Source organism: Lacrimispora struthionigena, from assembly GCF_048627165.1.
Classification (GTDB): Bacteria; Bacillota; Clostridia; order Lachnospirales; family Lachnospiraceae; genus Lacrimispora.
The window spans coordinates 2,960,722-2,976,888 of record NZ_JBMBWP010000002.1 but is presented as its reverse complement, the minus strand read 5'-3'; the positions used below and the strand labels follow the sequence as shown (position 1 = coordinate 2,976,888).

Below are 16,167 nucleotides of genomic sequence, written 5' to 3'. Positions count from 1 at the left end.
TTAGGATACCTCCCTTCTCAATCTTGGATCTGCAATGCTCTGAATAATGTCAAACAAAAGGTTAAATACCACAAACAGCGTTCCGATTAAAAGCACATAGGTCTGAATTACCGGATAATCCCGGTTGAATATGGAGGCAATACACAGCTTTCCAAGCCCTGGCCAGGCGAAAACATTTTCCACTACAATGGTTCCTGCCATCAGCTGGGGCACACTCATACCAATTGCCACAATACAGGTATGGAGGGAATTTTTTAAAATATGTCTTACCAGAATGGTACTCTGCTTTAATCCTCGTACATTGGCATACAAAACGTAATCTTCTTTCATATTTTCCAGCATGTTGTTGCGGATCAGTCGGATATAAGTGGAAATATAGGTGAGTGCCACTGTAATGGAAGGCAGAATTAAATGCTTTATGCTTCCGCTTCCGCTGGTAGGAAGCAGATCCCACCGAATGCTGACCAGCCAGATCAAAAGAAGACCCACCCAGTATGCCGGCATGGCCGTTGTCATAAATACAATCCCTCTCACAATCCGGTCAAACAGGCTGTCCTTATAAACAGCACAAAAGAAACCAATAGGGAGACTTAGGACAATTACAATCACCAGAGAAGACATGGCAAGTATAAATGTTGCAGGAAAGCATCTGGATATCTCTCCCAACACTGTTCTTGAAGGATTGGTATAGCTGACACCAAAATCCAGCCTCAGACAGTTGCCCACCCAGCGCAGATAACGGATCAGATAGGGATCATTTAATCCCAGCTCTTCCCTGACCTGTAAAATGGCATCTTCCGTAATTACCGGTGTCTGGCGGACTCTAAGTGCCACCTCTGCCGGGTCGGAAGGAATCATATTGATAAACACAAAGCACAAAAATGAAATCATGAGCAGCAGAGGAATTGCTGACAGAATTCGTTTCACTATATAAGTCTTCATAATTACGCCTCCATCTTATGGGAAAAGGTATGGAAAAACACGGAAAACCGGCAGCCTGACATACAGACAGCCGGTATTTCCCATGTTTTAAATCCCTTCCTGAAATTATTCAAAATACATCTGAGCAAAAGGTACTTCATACTGAGTCTGGGTAAATCCTACCCCTTTTAAATCTGACCCGTAGATTGCCTTATTGCATTCATAGGTAAGAGGGATGTATACCGCATCCTCATGAAGTCTGGTCAGAACGAAGCGGTACAGCTCCTGGCGCTTTTCTTCCTGTGTAGATACCAGTATTTCCGTAATTGCCTGATCAATCTCTGCCTTATCCTCAAGCCCCAGCTGTGCTGCGTAATCTCCGTATACCCGCTGTCTCATGGCAGCCAGAGAAGACTGTGGATCATAGGGCGTTCCCCAGCAGATGTTGAACACCATGTCAAAGTTTCCTGTTTTCATATTGTCTCGGTAAGACTGTTCTTCTTCCCCCTTGATCTCCAGTCCGATTCCAAGCTTGCCATATTCAGACTGAAGATATTCTGCAATGGTCTTTTCAGTAACGCTGTCGCTGTTATATAAAAGAGTCAGTTTCAGAGGTGTTCCATCTTTTTCTCTTATATTCTGACTGCCCATAACCCAGCCGTCCTCATCTAACATCTTAGCAGCCTTTTCCTGGCTGAACTCATAGGGAGTTAATTCAATATTACAGTAAGGAACTGTCTTGGAAAACAGTGTATCAGCAGGTGCTTCCAGACCATAGAAAATACCGTCTGAGATCGCCTGGCGGTTGGTAGCGTGCTGGATTGCCTGACGCACTGCCTTATCCTTTAAAATATCATTGGTCGTATTAATTACGATCTGTCTGGTTGACGTGGGATCAGACAATGCTACGGAAAACTTATCACTTTCCTTATATTTGTTCACTGCATCAGCATCGATCATATTCTTACCGAAGATTAAATCAATCTCACCTTTTTCCAGCGCAAGAATACGGGTCTGGTTGTCCGGGATCACCTTAACAGTGATCTTTTTCACCTTTGGTTTTTCGCCCCAGTAGTTTTCATTTGCCTCAAATACAGCATATTCATCTGTAACAGATTCCTTCAGCACATAAGCACCAGTTCCGATATAAGCTTCCACACCGTCCTTTGTGCTTCCGTTTTTCATGGCCTTAGGTGAAATCATTGCAAATGGTCTTGTAACCCCCAGTTCTGTCAGCATGGGGTAATATGGCTGTGATAGCTCAATGACAAATGTTTCTGCATCAGGAGCGGATACTCCCACCAGCAGATTCATCATTTCCAGCCATGTATGACGTTCCTTGTTTTCAATAATAGCATCAAAATTTGCCTTAATGGCATTGGCATCACACACCTCACCGTCAGAGAAGGTAACGCCCTTTCTGATTTTAAATGTATAGGTCTTTCCGTCTTCACTTATGTTCCAGCTCTCTGCCAGGCAGGGGGCATAACCGTCAGCAGTTATTGTGACAAGAGTCTCGTAAAGCATTTCCTGGGCATACATCTCTCCGGCATACAGATGGGGATTTAAATCTCTGATATCCCGGAAATTTACAAATACCAGTTCATCCTTTGGCGCCCCCTCAGATACTTTCGTTGCTTCTGTGTTCGCCTGTTCTTTACCGGTTGCTGCAGCTTCTTTGCTGCCCTGCTTCTGGCACCCTGCTAAAAGTGCTGCAGAAATAACACCTGCCAGGCAGGTATATAATAATCTTTTTTTCATAATTGCTCCTCCTGATTTGCTATGGTGTTAACTATAGCATAGTTAGTGATGACTTACTAATACAAATCAGGAAGAGCCGGTTATAACAAACCGTTATAGGCAGCCAGCGCTTTTTTTAATCCTTCTATGTAAAACCGGGCCTCTGAAGACAGATCCTTTTTCTTCTGCTTTACATATCCCAGAGTCAGAAACTTCTCACAGTCCCTCACCTTCAGTGCCCGTATTCCCTGTCCTTCATATTCTCCGGACACAAAATCGATACCAAGGCAGCAGACATCCGTATGTTTTAACATACTGGTAATCAGATAGTCACTGTTGGTGCAGACTGCGTTATTTAAATTTTCCATCTGAACCGCACCTACACTGATCCGTTCAATATGATGCTCCATTGCAAAAAAATCCTTGGTACCCTCTATGAATTTAAGTTGGGAAAGTTCTCTAAGTTCCACAGATCCCCTGTCATACCAAGGGTGATGGCTCCCTAAATAAACACAGATGGAAAGCTCAGCCAGAGGGAAAAATTCCAGTTTTTTATGCCAGATAATGTGCTTAAAGCACTGTAGCTGAGAATGTGCCAGATAGACAATTCCAATCTCCGATATATGCTCAGACACATCGTCCGTGATTTCCTCTACGGTCCCTTCCCTGAATCCAAAGGTAATATTCTGCCCCTTTTGTGTCTCATAAATATCCGCGATCAGCTTTGCAAGAATGCTGCTCTGATACCCTGAAACAGAAAAATAATTACCAGTCTTTTTCTGAACAAGAGACCGGATCATATTGGAATTTTTCAATATGGAAAGGGCATGACCGTAGAGCATCTTTCCCTGCTCTGTCATTCGCATCCCTCTGCTGTTCCTCTCAAACAATGCTACACCTAAGTCTTTTTCCAAATTAGCTATCACTTTACTGACATTAGGCTGAGAAGTATAAAGCTGTTCAGCCGCCTTATTTAAACTTCCATGGTCTGCAGTCGCCACAAAGTATTCCAGTTGTTTTATCTCCATTTATTACTCCTTTCACCATATTTTTCTTCTTTTTCTTAACCAAAAAAGCCGTACTGTCATGCGGTAACAGGTACGGCTTTTTCGTAGGAGTCATGATCCCTCACGGGTCAAATGAAGGATGCAATCAGAGGGTTAGTCTGATGTTAGAATATTCACACGCAGTTAGGATTAACTAACTGTCATAATAATATCATAAGGTTTCTTAAAAAACAAGCCCTCTTTATAAGAAAGAATTCTCAATTATACCGGAAGCATCCATTGCAGGACATTCTTGATATACTGATCCCAGAAATCCCAGTTATGATTGCCCGGTCCTTCCTCATAAATAACATGAGCACCCTTTTCTTCCATTATTTTCTTTACTTCTTTATTCATTTCATAAAGGAAATCTTCCGTTCCGCAGGCCTGATAAAGCTCCGGTACGATTCCTTCATTTACGCAGCGGTCATACAGAGTCATCAGATCTGAACTGCTTCCAGTAAGTTCCTCCGGATTTTCAAAAATATTTTTCCAGGGGAACGGACCATCAATGGATCCATTTTTAATTTGCTCAAAGGTTTTTACAATATTAAGCGCACCAGACATACTGGCAGCCTTGGCATACTGCTCCGGTTTTGACAATCCCAGAAACCATGCTCCATAGCCTCCCATGGACAGTCCTGCTACAAAGGTATCCTCCCGTCTTTTAGAAACTGGAAAAATACTTTTAATAAATCCAGGAAGTTCTTCTGAAAAGAAGGTGAAGTAACGGTTTCCATGATACATATCCTGATAAAAGCTATTTTCCGCTGAAGCCATAACTACCACACAGCAATGCTTTTGAGCATAACGCTCGATGTTGGAAAAACGCATCCATGAGCTGTAATCACCAAACGCTCCATGAAGCAGATACAGGACTGGCAGACCTTTTTCATAAGGAAATGCTTTCTTTGCTGATTCACTGGTGATCTGCTCATTTCCCTCTGGTGTTGGTACAAATACATTGACGTCCACGGTATGTCCCAAAGAATAACTATAATAATGACAATTCATACTGGCCATGGTTGAAACCTCCTTTTTTCTCCATTATATTCGTCTTCCTTTTATAGTACTAGACAAAAATTGCACTTTTTTGATATATCCTATACCTATTTTGCTCTTTTATCCTCAGGTTTGCGTCTTTATCCGGGATATTTCCTTCTGAAAGAGTGCAAGATATGTATAGTTTTGACTGACAGTCTGCAATTTTAGTCTAGTATTTGATTGCCGTTTTCTTTATGATTATATCACAAACCTGTTTAAGAATTACAGTAAAGGAGTATATGCCTTATGAAGCTATGTACAAACGTGAATGAAGTAAAGGAGATGGATGGTTATTTTAAAATAATTACCAATTCCATCGAGATCCGGGTACAGTTTTTAACAGAAACCATTTTAAGAATCCGCGCCGGATTTGACGGTGATTTTGCGGAAGAATCCTACAGTCTGGTTATGACTGCATGGGAGGACCGCATGGACGGGCTTTTAAAAGGGCAGAGAAAGCGGGTAGTTCCAGCCAATGCAGATCTCAGCCAGACCGAAGAACAGGCCATTCTGACCGGGTCCCAGTTAAAGGTTATTATTGATAAAGATCCATTCCGTATCTGCGTTTATGATAAAGAAGGCACCTGTCTTCATTCTGATATTGTAGACCTTGGATATTTAGAGGACAGCAATCATCGCCGGATTCATACCAGTGAGATCTCACCCCAGGACTGCTTCTACGGATTTGGTGAGAAAAGCGGGCAGTGGAATAAAGCACAGAAGTTCCTATCCATGAGTCCCAAGGATGCCATGGGTTATAACCCAAAGGAAACAGATTCCCTGTATAAGCACATTCCGTTTTACATTAAATTGAACCGCGATTCAAAAAAAGCAGTGGGATATTTCTATCATAATACTTATGAATGCGATTTTGATATGGGGAGAGAAAAGAGCAATTACTGGAAACCTCACAGCCGGTATCGTACCGACGGCGGTGATATTGATTTATTCCTGATTGCCGGTCCTTCTATTCGTGAGGTTGTTTCCGGTTATACCGATCTTACCGGTAAATCCGCCATGCTTCCCCGGTATGCACTTGGATATCTTGGCTCGTCCATGTATTATCCCGAGCTGGAGGCCGACTGTGATGACGCAATTACAGAATTTATTGATACAACCAAAGAAGAGGATATCCCGGTCGATGGTTTCCAGCTTTCCTCCGGTTACACCTCTCAGGACACGGAGCAGGGTGTAAAACGCTGTGTATTTACCTGGAATGAAAAACGCTTTAAAAATCCAAGAGACTTTTTTGCACAGATGAAGAAAAGAGGAATTACCGTATCTCCAAACGTAAAACCCGGAATTCTTCTTTCCCACCCCAATCTGGAACAGATGAAAGCAAAAGATATCTTTGTAAAAGACAGTCAGAGCGACGAGCCCGGCATTGGTACCTGGTGGGGCGGCAAGGGAGTTTTCGCCGATTTCACCAAGCCCGTAACCCGCAGCGTGTGGAAAGAAATGTTAAAGGAAAATGTCCTGGAAATGGGAACCTGCTCGGTGTGGAACGATAACTGTGAATATGACAGCATGGTGGATAAAGACTGCCGCTGTGATTTTGAAGGAAAAGGCGGTACAATCGGCCAGCTGAAATCCGTAATGTCCAATATCATGTGCCAGATCACTGATGAGGCCATTCATGAGACCTTTGACAACACCAGACCTTTTATTGTATGCCGGTCCGGACACAGCGGAATTCAGCGCTACGCTCAGACCTGGGCTGGAGATAACTTAACCTGCTGGGATTCACTGAAATACAACATTGCAACCATACTGGGCATGAGTTTAAGCGGCGTGGCAAATCAGGGCTGTGACATCGGCGGATTTTACGGTACATCTCCGGAAGCAGAGCTGATGGTCCGCTGGATTCAAAACGGTATTTTCCAGCCGAGATTTTCCGTGCACTCCGTAAATACAGATAATACGGTTACAGAACCCTGGATGTACGGAAATCACACCGGATATATCCGGGATGCCATCAAGTTCCGCTACAGACTGATCCCTTATCTGTACTCTCTTATGGAACGTGCCCACGAAACCGGATTGCCTATTATGGAACCCATGTGCAGCGCATTCCAGAATGATCCTGCCTGTTATGAAGAAGGCATTGATTTTATGATCGGTGATTCTCTGCTGGTAGCTAATGTTGTGGAAAAAGGTGCTCTTACAAGAAAGGTTTACCTCCCTGAGGGTGAGACGTTCTATGATTTCTATACCAGAGAAAGATTCGAGGGCGGACAAACCCTTGAGTTCCCAGTAACAATGGCAAGTATCCCTCTCTTTGTAAGGGAAGGTGCAATCATTCCTATGGCAGCCAACCAGATGAATAACTTAACCACCGAGACTGTTACGGGAATCCACCTGCTGCTTGCTGCTGGTAAAGACAATTCATTTACACTCTACGAGGATGATGGCACTACATTAAATTATCAGAACGGAGATTATTTAAAGACTGAAATCACAATGACTTCTGGTGAACAGACCGTCGTGGAATTCAAGCAGGAAGGCAGCTATCAGACCACGGTTGAGAATATTTATTTAGATGTAATCCGCAGAGACAAGGCGCCGTTCTGGATTACATTAGACGGCAGGGAACTTCCTCATTTCCTGTATCGTAAAAAATTCGAAGCAGCAGACTGCGGCTGGTATTACAGCCAGACATTAAAATCCGTTCAGATTAAATATCTGAATCCTAAAAAAGACTGCAGACTTGTGATTTCATTTCAGCAGTTTGATATGATCGGAATGTAATAAAACCAAAAAGCCCGTCCCTGTCATGCGGTTACAGGGGCGGGTTTTTTGTAGGAGTCATGATCCCTCACGGGTCAATGAAGGATAATCTCAGAGGGTTAGTCTGATGTATAGAATATTCACATGTAGTTAGTTATTGCTAACTGAGTTCATGATATCACAAGATCTAAGAAAAAGCAAGAACATTTACTGATATCATTTCTCATTAATCCTATATTGATATCCGGTCATTAAAACGTTATAATGAAGCCAGCTATACCCATGGAGGTACGATCTTGATTGATACAGCAAGTTTCATTATGGCAGGAGGCCAGATGATCGCCACTGAGCGGATTCAGGGTGTAAACGATAACATGGCCAAATCCCATTATCACGAATATTTTGAATTATATTATCTGGAATACGGAAAACGATATCATATGGTGAACGATAATATTTATTCCTTAAACTCAGGGGAATTTATTATCTTTCCTCCCTACTCCATGCACCATTCCTATGGAGATAATGACGTGCCCTTTAAACGGGTTCTGGTCTATTTTTCCCCAGAAACAGTCATTGTGCCGGAAGTTCTCCACACCCTCAGCCAGTCAGCCGGAGTATACCGGTTTGATACAAAAGCCAGCCAGTCCGTTCATCTTCTGTTAAACGATATTTTAAAAGAGCAGGGAGAAGGAGAAGGGTTTCATTCTGATGCCATGAAGATGCTGCTCAATCTCCTTTTAATTAAAATTGCCAGAAGAGCGGATGAAAAAGCAGCCCCGGAAAACCGGAGCCGCATTACGGAAATTCTTCACTACCTTCACAGCCATTCTTCGGAAAATATCACACTGGAAGATCTGGCCTCCCGCTTTTATTTAAGTCCTTATTACTTATGCCGGGAGTTTAAGCGCTACACAAACAGCACCATTATCCAGTATATCAATAACATTCGTATTATCCATGCTCAAAGGCTTTTTATGGAGACAAACCGGACAATCACAGATATCAGCAAAGAGGTGGGCTTTTCCAATGTAACCCATTTTAACCGTGTATTTAAGTCCATAATCGGCATGTCACCTTCTAAAAACCGCAAACAGCTTCCCAGAAACTGACGGCGTCTGTTAGCCAGCCATCAAGTTCCGTCCCGTTTCCAAGACCGAAGCTGTGTCCCCCATGCTCCATAAACCGCACTCTGTGAGGAACATTTAAGCGCTTTAGCTGTTCTTCCATTAAGTAGCTGGCTTCAATATTAACGACAGGATCATCTTTGCTGTGAATCAGATAGCAGGGAGGATAATCCTGATCCATAAGGTATTCCACACTGTACTCCGCCAGCCCTTCTTCTGTAAAATTCTCCCCTCCGATCCGTTCTAAATACTTCACGGCTGCTGCCCGCTCAGAATCAGAAGCCCGCTCCATATCTTTTAAAAACTGAACCGTCGAGATGCTGGGATAACCAAGAAACAGGGCACCCGGCTTATGAATATCATAGGCCGCATATCCCTTCTCTTTCGTTCCCCATACAGCTGCCAGATGGCCTCCAGCGGAAAATCCCGCCATTGCATAGCCTTCCATTCTGATTTGAAACTTATCCCGATTGGCATCAAGAAATTTAAGAGCCGCCGCTGTATCTTCCATAGGTTTGGGAAGAAGGTTCTTCTGACCTGTCCGGTAAATTAAGATAAATGCAGAATACCCCATTCGGTTTAACTGCTCGGCGATGGGATAGCCTTCAACCAGTACCCATTCCCTTGCATACCCCCCGCCGGGACACACAAGTACAAAGGGCTTATCCGGGTCTCCCGGCATATGAATCAGTTTCACCTGTTCCTTATCCGGTTCTTTTTCCCATGCCTCTTTTGGATAAACATCGTAGATTACCTGGCTGTTTTCTTCCATTACCTCATAAATCCGCTTGATCGCAGGCAGTATCCCACACTGTTCATTTCCATAATCACCAATTCTGCGCTTCCATACATCCTCTGTCATATGAGTAAAAAAATAATCAGAAAACTGGGAGAGCTCTTTTTTTGTACAAAGTTCTTCAATGGTTGTATCAACGGAAACCGACTCAAACATCATACCTTCTCCTCTCTTATGCCTCGTGATCCATAACGATATTCTGAATCCATACCCCTTTCTTTACCAGAACAAAACCGATGATACATTTAATAATATCTACCATCTGGCACATAAAATAAAGCGGAACAATGGGGATCTGGGTGTATCGGCTTAGCAGATACGCTGCCGGAATACTTGCCACCCACATAAACACGCTGTCAAAGAAAAAGGTTACAACCGTCTTTCCTCCGGAACGCAATGTAAAATAAGATACATTCATAAATGCATTCATCGGCATAATAAAGGCCAGAATCCGGATAAACTGAACTGCTAAGTGCTTTACCTCATCGGTTGTATTGTAAATCATAGGGAACAGAGGTGCTACTATTGCCAGGATTGTACCCATTACTGCGCAGGATGCAACGGAAAATACGATCATTTTGGTATCTGTATCTCTGGCTTCCTCCATCTTACCAGCACCCAGGAGCTGTCCTACAATAATGGAAACAGACACTCCAAGAGCCAGATAAACCACATTAAACACATTGCCAATGGTATTGGAAATATTTAATCCAGCCACAGCAGTCAGTCCCCTGATAGAGTAACATTGCATTAACATTGCCACTCCGCTTGCCCACAAAGCTTCGTTTACAATTAAAGGGGTACCCTTCACAAAGATTCTGCCCACCAGGCTCGCTGGTATATGCATGCTCTTATATGCATTCTCAATAAATGGAAAGCGTTTCTTGTGCTTATGAGTCCAGACTATAACAATTATGGTCTCAATATACCTTGCCACAACAGTTGCAATTCCTGCGCCCACCACGCCAAGAACCGGTGCTCCGAATTTACCAAAGATAAGAATATAGTTAAGGACCAGATTAACCAGCACTGCAACGATTCCTGCCTTCATGGGGATTACGGTTTCCCCGCACTCACGAAGAGTACTGGTATATGCCTGCTCAATGGCAAAGGGCAAGAGCCCCACCATCATAACAAGCATGTATTTGCGGCCATTGGTAAGAGCAATTGTAAGATCTCCGCTGCTTTCTTCTCCATGAAGGTACATGTAAATCAAGTTCTCTCCGTAAAAATAGAATATGACCGCCGCTACGGCTGCCAGGAACAGGCAGCACAAAAACTTAAACCGGAAGGTGTGCCTTACTCCTTCATGCTTTCCACAGCCATAAAACTGGGCTCCAAAGATTCCCGCACCAGAGACGATTCCAAACACACTGACATTAAAAACAAATATCAGCTGGTTTACAATCGCAACTCCGGACATCTCCCCGGTACCCACCATTCCCACCATGATGTTATCGAGAAGACTGACAAAATTGGTAATTCCGTTCTGGATCATAATAGGAATTGCAATGGCCAGTACCATACTATAAAACGCTTTGTTTCCAATAAATTTTTTCATACTTATAACAGTAAAAGCGTACTTTTTCTGTGCTACCTCCGTTTTTTCCAAATTTCATTCCCACACTTTAAAAAAGCAGGTTTCCTCGATTATAATAAATATAACCCCCAAAGGCAATCAAAACTTCTACATAATTTCTACAAATCAGGATATTACCATTAACTGAGAATTACCGGAAAACCAGAAAAAAACGGCCAGTGATTAGAAAAAAGAAAAGCCGGGGGAAGGCAAATCCCCCGGCTTTTCTTTCATTCACGTTTTATTTCTTTTCCTTTGCCTTTGCAAATAAACTCTGAAGAATGATAAAGAATGCGAGCAGTGCTGCAATGGTAATCTTGGTCCACCAGGAAGACAGTGTTCCCTGGAACGTAATAAAGGTCTCAATAGTTCCCTTAATCAGAACTCCAAACAGACTGCCAAACACATTGCCCACACCTCCAGTTAGCAGGGTTCCTCCGATAACTGCTGATGCAATGGCTTCCATTTCAAAGCCCTTTGCCTGTTCAACAAAGCCTGCGCAGGTGTTTAATGCAAATAAGAAACCTCCCAACGAACATAAGAAGCCATTAATCACATATACAAGCAGCTTGGTCCGCCTGACATTTAATCCCATCATCAGCGCTGACTGTTCGTTTCCGCCTACCGCATAAATGGTTCTTCCAAACTTGGTAAACTTTAAAAGAACAAATATACCGATCAGAACAATCAGTGCAATGATTACACTGGGATAAATAAATGAATAATTCACCATACCTTTTTTGTTTACAGTACCGCCTAAAAAGGTTAAGTTAATTTTGCTCTTTGCCCATTTTAAAAACAGCTCATTTTTAATACTGATCATTTCCTGACTGATAATCGCAGTAAGACCTCTTGCAAAGAACATTCCGGCCAGGGTAACAATAAATGGCTGGATCTTTAGATATGCAATTAAAAATCCCTGTACCAGACCAAATACAATTCCCATAATCAGAACGATTACAAGAGCAGGAACAGCTCCCATTCCCTTAATTTCCATCATCCATGCAAGCATCATGCAGGTCAGGGCTACAATGGAACCAACCGAAATATCAATTCCACCAGTTATCATAACCATTGTCATACCCGCTGCAATTACAATCAGACCGGCGTTGGAAATAAACAGGTTTAAAAATACCTGAGGCTTTGCAAACCCTTTGCTTTTGAATATGATCAGACCGGCTGCATACATCACCAAAAAGAGAAGGATGGTGATAATCAGTAAAAATACCTTTCCATCAATTTTTTCTCTCTTCTTCATTTATGCCACCTTCTTTCCTGACTTAACGTTCATCTGCAGTTTACTCACCATACGCTTTAACTCGGTTGACTGTAACGCTACAATTACAACAACTACAACCGCTTTATATACCGGAATCTGGTCTGGAGAAACACCCATGGCATAAAGGGTGGTGCTCAGTGCCTGAATGGTGTAAGCTCCGATGACACTTCCTAACAGTGAAAATTTTCCGCCTGCAAGGCTGTTTCCTCCAAGTGCCACTGCAAGAATGGCATCTAATTCCAGATTCAGTCCAATGTTGTTGGCATCGGCAGAATAGATTCTGGAAGAGGCCACAAGTCCGGATATACCGGCGCATAGACCGCAGAAAACATAAGAAAGGAAAATAATCATTGCAGACTTAATTCCCATCAGTTTGGAAGCCTTTGCATTAATTCCCACAGTCTGAATATAAAGTCCCAGTGTGGTCTTCTTTAACAGAACGTAGGTGAGCAGCACCACGATCAGAGCGACGAACACGGGAGTGGGAATGGGGATGCCTGGAATGCTGGATCCCAGCATCTTATAGGATTCCACACGGATATAGGTGATCTGGCCTTTTGTAATCAGCTGAGCAATCCCTCGTCCGGCGGTAAATAAAATTAACGTCGCCACCATGGGCTGGATCTTAAGCTTTGCAACAAGGAAACCATTAAAGCAGCCGCATAAAATTCCTGCAAGAATGGCAGCCAGTACGCCCAGAATATAAGGATTCACAAACTCATTTACAGACTGCTGTCCCCCTGAAAGAATGAAGCAGCACACCGCTCCTGCCACAGACATAACAGCCCCCACTGAGATATCTGTACCACCTGAGGCAGCAACTACCAATGTCATTCCAACAGACAGAATAACCAGATCGCTGGCACGGTTAATTACGTCAATAATATATCCATAGAGAACGCCGTTTTTAATGGTTACCTCAAAGAAGCTGGGAGTCTTTATCAAATTGGAAAACAGAACAAGCACCAGACAGAAGAGGGGCAGAAACAAGCGATATCCTGTCAGTCTTTTTATAAATGCCTTTCCCTTATTCATCTGTTCCACCTCCTGCAATTGCCTTCATGATATGGTTCTGATCAAGTTCATCCTCCATAAGTTCAGAAACCTTCTCCCGGTCTCTTAAAACTGCCATCCGGCTGCAGGTACGGATCATCTCCTCAATTTCAGAGGAGATAAACATAACAGTAACACCCTCTTTTGCCAGCTGGACCACCAGTTTCTGAATCTCAGTCTTGGTACCAACATCAATTCCTCTGGTGGGTTCATCAAGAATCAGAAAATCAGGATCTGTGAGAAGCCATCTTCCCAGAATCACCTTCTGCTGGTTTCCTCCGCTTAAACTTCTTATGGGAGTATCCAGGCTTGCGGTCTTAATCTGAAGCAGCTTCACATACTTGTTAGCCAGTTCCTCCTGCTCTTTGCTTCCAATTGGGTGGAACATGCCTCTCTTAGCCTGAAGAGCCAGAATTAAATTCTCCCTTACCGATAAATCGGCAACAATTCCTTCCTCTTTCCGATTCTCCGGAAGATATGCCATACCAGCCATCATGGCATCAAGTGGAGTATGGAGAACTACAGTCTTTCCATTGACCTTTAACTCCCCGCTATCCGGTTTATCAGCCCCATAAAGACTTCTTGCAAGTTCTGAACGTCCGGAACCCAGGAGTCCGGTCAGACCGATCACTTCTCCCTTATGAATCTGCAAATCATAGGGTTTTATGGTTCCCTGCCTGCCGATTCCTTTGGCATCAATGACTGCCTCACTGGATTTTCCGGCAGTTTTTCCTTCTTTTTTAATGGCTTCCAGATCATCAAAATCCTTACCCATCATCTTAGCCACCAGCTGTACTCTGGGAAGCTTTTCTACTTCATATTCACCTACCAGACCGCCGTTTCTAAGTACGGTTATCTTATCGCAGACTTCATAAACCTGCTCCAGAAAATGAGTAACAAAGATAATTCCCACTCCGTCAGCTTTCAGACGCTTCATTAACCGGAACAGCTTTTCTACCTCATTGTCATCCAGGGAAGAGGTGGGTTCATCAAGAATCAGAACTTTTGCTGACATATCCACAGCTCTTGCTATGGCTATCATCTGCTGCAGCGCAATGGAGTAATTCTCCAGTGCCTTTGTTACATCTATGTTCATATCAAGTTTGGAAAGAAGCTCTGCCGCTTTCCGGTTCATGGTCTTCCAGTCAATGAGACCTGCCCGCTTTGGTTCCCTTCCGATAAACAGGTTCTCAGCCACCGATAAATTGGGGCAGAGATTTACTTCCTGATATACGGTACTGATCCCATGCTCCTGGGCTTCCTGGGGAGAATGGTTAATAATCATCTGGCTTTCGCCTTCAATTTTTATCTCACCTGATTCAAATTCTTCTACCCCGGTCAAAACCTTTATGAGCGTTGATTTACCTGCTCCGTTTTCTCCCATAAGAGCATGGATCTCCCCGCTTCTTAAGGTAAAATCCACATGGTCTAAGGCACGTACCCCGGGAAATGTCTTCGATATGTTTTTCATGCTAAGTACTATCTCATTGGGCATAAAATCCCTCCTTTTTCTCCACTTTTTCTGCTTTTCACTGCATGTCAGGAGATTAAAAAAGGTGCCTGGAGGAGGACTGACCCCGTCCTCCATTCCCTGCACCTGTTTCTCTGGCTATCATTCTGCTTTCAGCGCCTTAGTCCCAACCAATTAATACTGTCTCTTTGGTTTTTCAGCTGCTGCTGTATCTGCCGGGAATACGCCTTCCTTTACATATGCAATCTTATCAACTTTTTCGCCCTTCTCCAGCTTCTGAATGATCTCAGCTACACGAGGACCGTGAAGAGGATTACACTCTACGGAAACGTTCATATCTCCTGCGATCATGGAGTCAAATGCTGCAGAAACTGCATCAAAGGAAATGATGATGATATCGCCCTTCGGTCCGCAAGTCTTTCCTGCTGCCTTGATTGCATCAATCGCACCAAATGCCATGTTGTCGTTCTCAGCAATTACAACATTAATATCTTTATAGGTCTTTAAGAAGGATTCCATAACTTCCTGACCCTTTGCCTGTGTAAATTCACCAGTCTGACGCTCTAACATCTTCCACTTCGGGTGATCTTTCATCTTCTCTTCCACGCCGTTGGTACGTCCGATCTGTGCGGAAGAACCGATGGTACCCTGAAGAGTAACGATATTGATATCACTGTCTGCTTTGTTATTCTTCTTTAAATACTCATCAAGCCATGCTACTGCATCATAACCTTCCTGAAGGAAGTTGGAACCAACCCATGCAGTATATAAGGAATCATCAGATACATTAATCATACGGTCAACGATGATAACCGGAATTCCTGCGTCCTTAGCTTCCTGTAAAACGGTATCCCAGCCAGTTTCTGTAACTGGTGCGATAACGATATAATCAACATCCTGCTGAATAAAGTTACGAACTGCCTTTAACTGATTTTCCTGTTTCTGCTGTGCATCATCAAAAATCAGCTTGTAACCGTTTGCTTCTGTAAACGTTGACTTCATGGATTCGGTATTGGCCGTTCTCCAGTCAGACTCTGCACCAACCTGAGAAAATCCTACTACGATCTCCTTTTTCTCTGCAGGTGCTGCTGTGGTGGTTGCTGCTTCTGTTTTTGCTGCTTCCGTTGTCTCTGCTTTCTTTTCTGTAGCAGCAGGTGCTGCTGTCGTTGCGGCTGTCTGAGATCCGCTGCAACCAGATAAAATCATGGCGGTTGTCATAACCGCAGCTGTCAAAAAGCTTAAAACTCTTTTCTTCATATCCGTTCCCTCCAATAAGAATAACTCGCTATTAAGTAACTACCTGTATCATAGACCCATCCCCCTGATTTCTCAATACAATATCTTTTGCAAAGGGTTGAGTTTCTTACGCTATTTCCATATATTC

The 16,167-nt window shown here is 43.3% G+C and carries 12 protein-coding genes; 2 read left to right on the top strand and 10 right to left on the bottom strand.

Annotation, left to right across the window (positions count from 1 at the left end; translation table 11 throughout):
- From opp1B to ACOAOT_RS22900, 4 genes are all read right to left on the bottom strand, one after another.
- Complete coding sequence (opp1B, locus tag ACOAOT_RS22915; RefSeq protein WP_420219059.1) at positions 1-942, bottom strand: nickel/cobalt ABC transporter permease; 942 nt, start codon at positions 940-942, stop codon at positions 1-3.
- A gap of 105 nt (positions 943-1,047) precedes the next feature.
- Positions 1,048-2,682, bottom strand: coding sequence for a nickel ABC transporter substrate-binding protein (nikA, locus tag ACOAOT_RS22910; RefSeq protein ID WP_420219058.1), 1,635 nt, complete (start codon positions 2,680-2,682; stop codon positions 1,048-1,050).
- An 80-nt stretch (positions 2,683-2,762) separates the two neighbouring features.
- The gene (locus ACOAOT_RS22905; protein WP_420219057.1) at positions 2,763-3,689 is read right to left on the bottom strand and encodes a LysR family transcriptional regulator; all 927 of its coding nucleotides are present in this window, start codon (positions 3,687-3,689) and stop codon (positions 2,763-2,765) included.
- Between the two features lie 240 nt (positions 3,690-3,929).
- Positions 3,930-4,730, bottom strand: coding sequence for an alpha/beta hydrolase (locus ACOAOT_RS22900; RefSeq protein WP_420219056.1), 801 nt, complete (start codon positions 4,728-4,730; stop codon positions 3,930-3,932).
- Positions 4,731-4,997: 267 nt separating this feature from the next.
- Here ACOAOT_RS22900 and ACOAOT_RS22895 point away from each other — a divergent pair, with 267 nt between their 5' ends.
- A complete protein-coding gene (locus ACOAOT_RS22895) occupies positions 4,998-7,499 on the top strand; it encodes a glycoside hydrolase family 31 protein (RefSeq protein WP_420219055.1) in 2,502 nt (833 codons plus the stop codon).
- 275 nt (positions 7,500-7,774) lie between these two features.
- Positions 7,775-8,590, top strand: a complete 816-nt coding sequence (locus ACOAOT_RS22890) for a helix-turn-helix transcriptional regulator (RefSeq protein WP_420219054.1) — start codon at positions 7,775-7,777, stop codon at positions 8,588-8,590.
- Here ACOAOT_RS22890 and ACOAOT_RS22885 read toward each other — a convergent pair.
- The 6 genes from ACOAOT_RS22885 to ACOAOT_RS22860 form a co-directional block, all read right to left on the bottom strand.
- Positions 8,559-9,560, bottom strand: coding sequence for an alpha/beta hydrolase (locus ACOAOT_RS22885; protein WP_420219053.1), 1,002 nt, complete (start codon positions 9,558-9,560; stop codon positions 8,559-8,561). The two genes, ACOAOT_RS22890 and ACOAOT_RS22885, sit on opposite strands and share 32 nt — an antisense overlap.
- A 13-nt stretch (positions 9,561-9,573) precedes the next feature.
- Positions 9,574-10,962: an MATE family efflux transporter gene (locus ACOAOT_RS22880; protein WP_420219471.1), complete on the bottom strand. Its 1,389-nt coding sequence runs from the start codon at positions 10,960-10,962 to the stop codon at positions 9,574-9,576.
- A gap of 259 nt (positions 10,963-11,221) precedes the next feature.
- Positions 11,222-12,238, bottom strand: a complete 1,017-nt coding sequence (locus ACOAOT_RS22875; RefSeq protein WP_420219052.1) for an ABC transporter permease subunit — start codon at positions 12,236-12,238, stop codon at positions 11,222-11,224.
- Positions 12,239-13,294, bottom strand: a complete 1,056-nt coding sequence (locus ACOAOT_RS22870) for an ABC transporter permease (protein WP_420219051.1) — start codon at positions 13,292-13,294, stop codon at positions 12,239-12,241.
- The gene (locus ACOAOT_RS22865) at positions 13,287-14,807 is read right to left on the bottom strand and encodes a sugar ABC transporter ATP-binding protein (protein WP_420219050.1); all 1,521 of its coding nucleotides are present in this window, start codon (positions 14,805-14,807) and stop codon (positions 13,287-13,289) included. The genes ACOAOT_RS22870 and ACOAOT_RS22865 overlap by 8 nt, the downstream gene beginning before the upstream one ends.
- A 150-nt stretch (positions 14,808-14,957) precedes the next feature.
- Positions 14,958-16,040 (bottom strand): ABC transporter substrate-binding protein, encoded by a 1,083-nt coding sequence (locus ACOAOT_RS22860; protein ID WP_420219049.1) that lies wholly within the window; start codon positions 16,038-16,040, stop codon positions 14,958-14,960.
- Positions 16,041-16,167 lie beyond the last annotated feature (127 nt).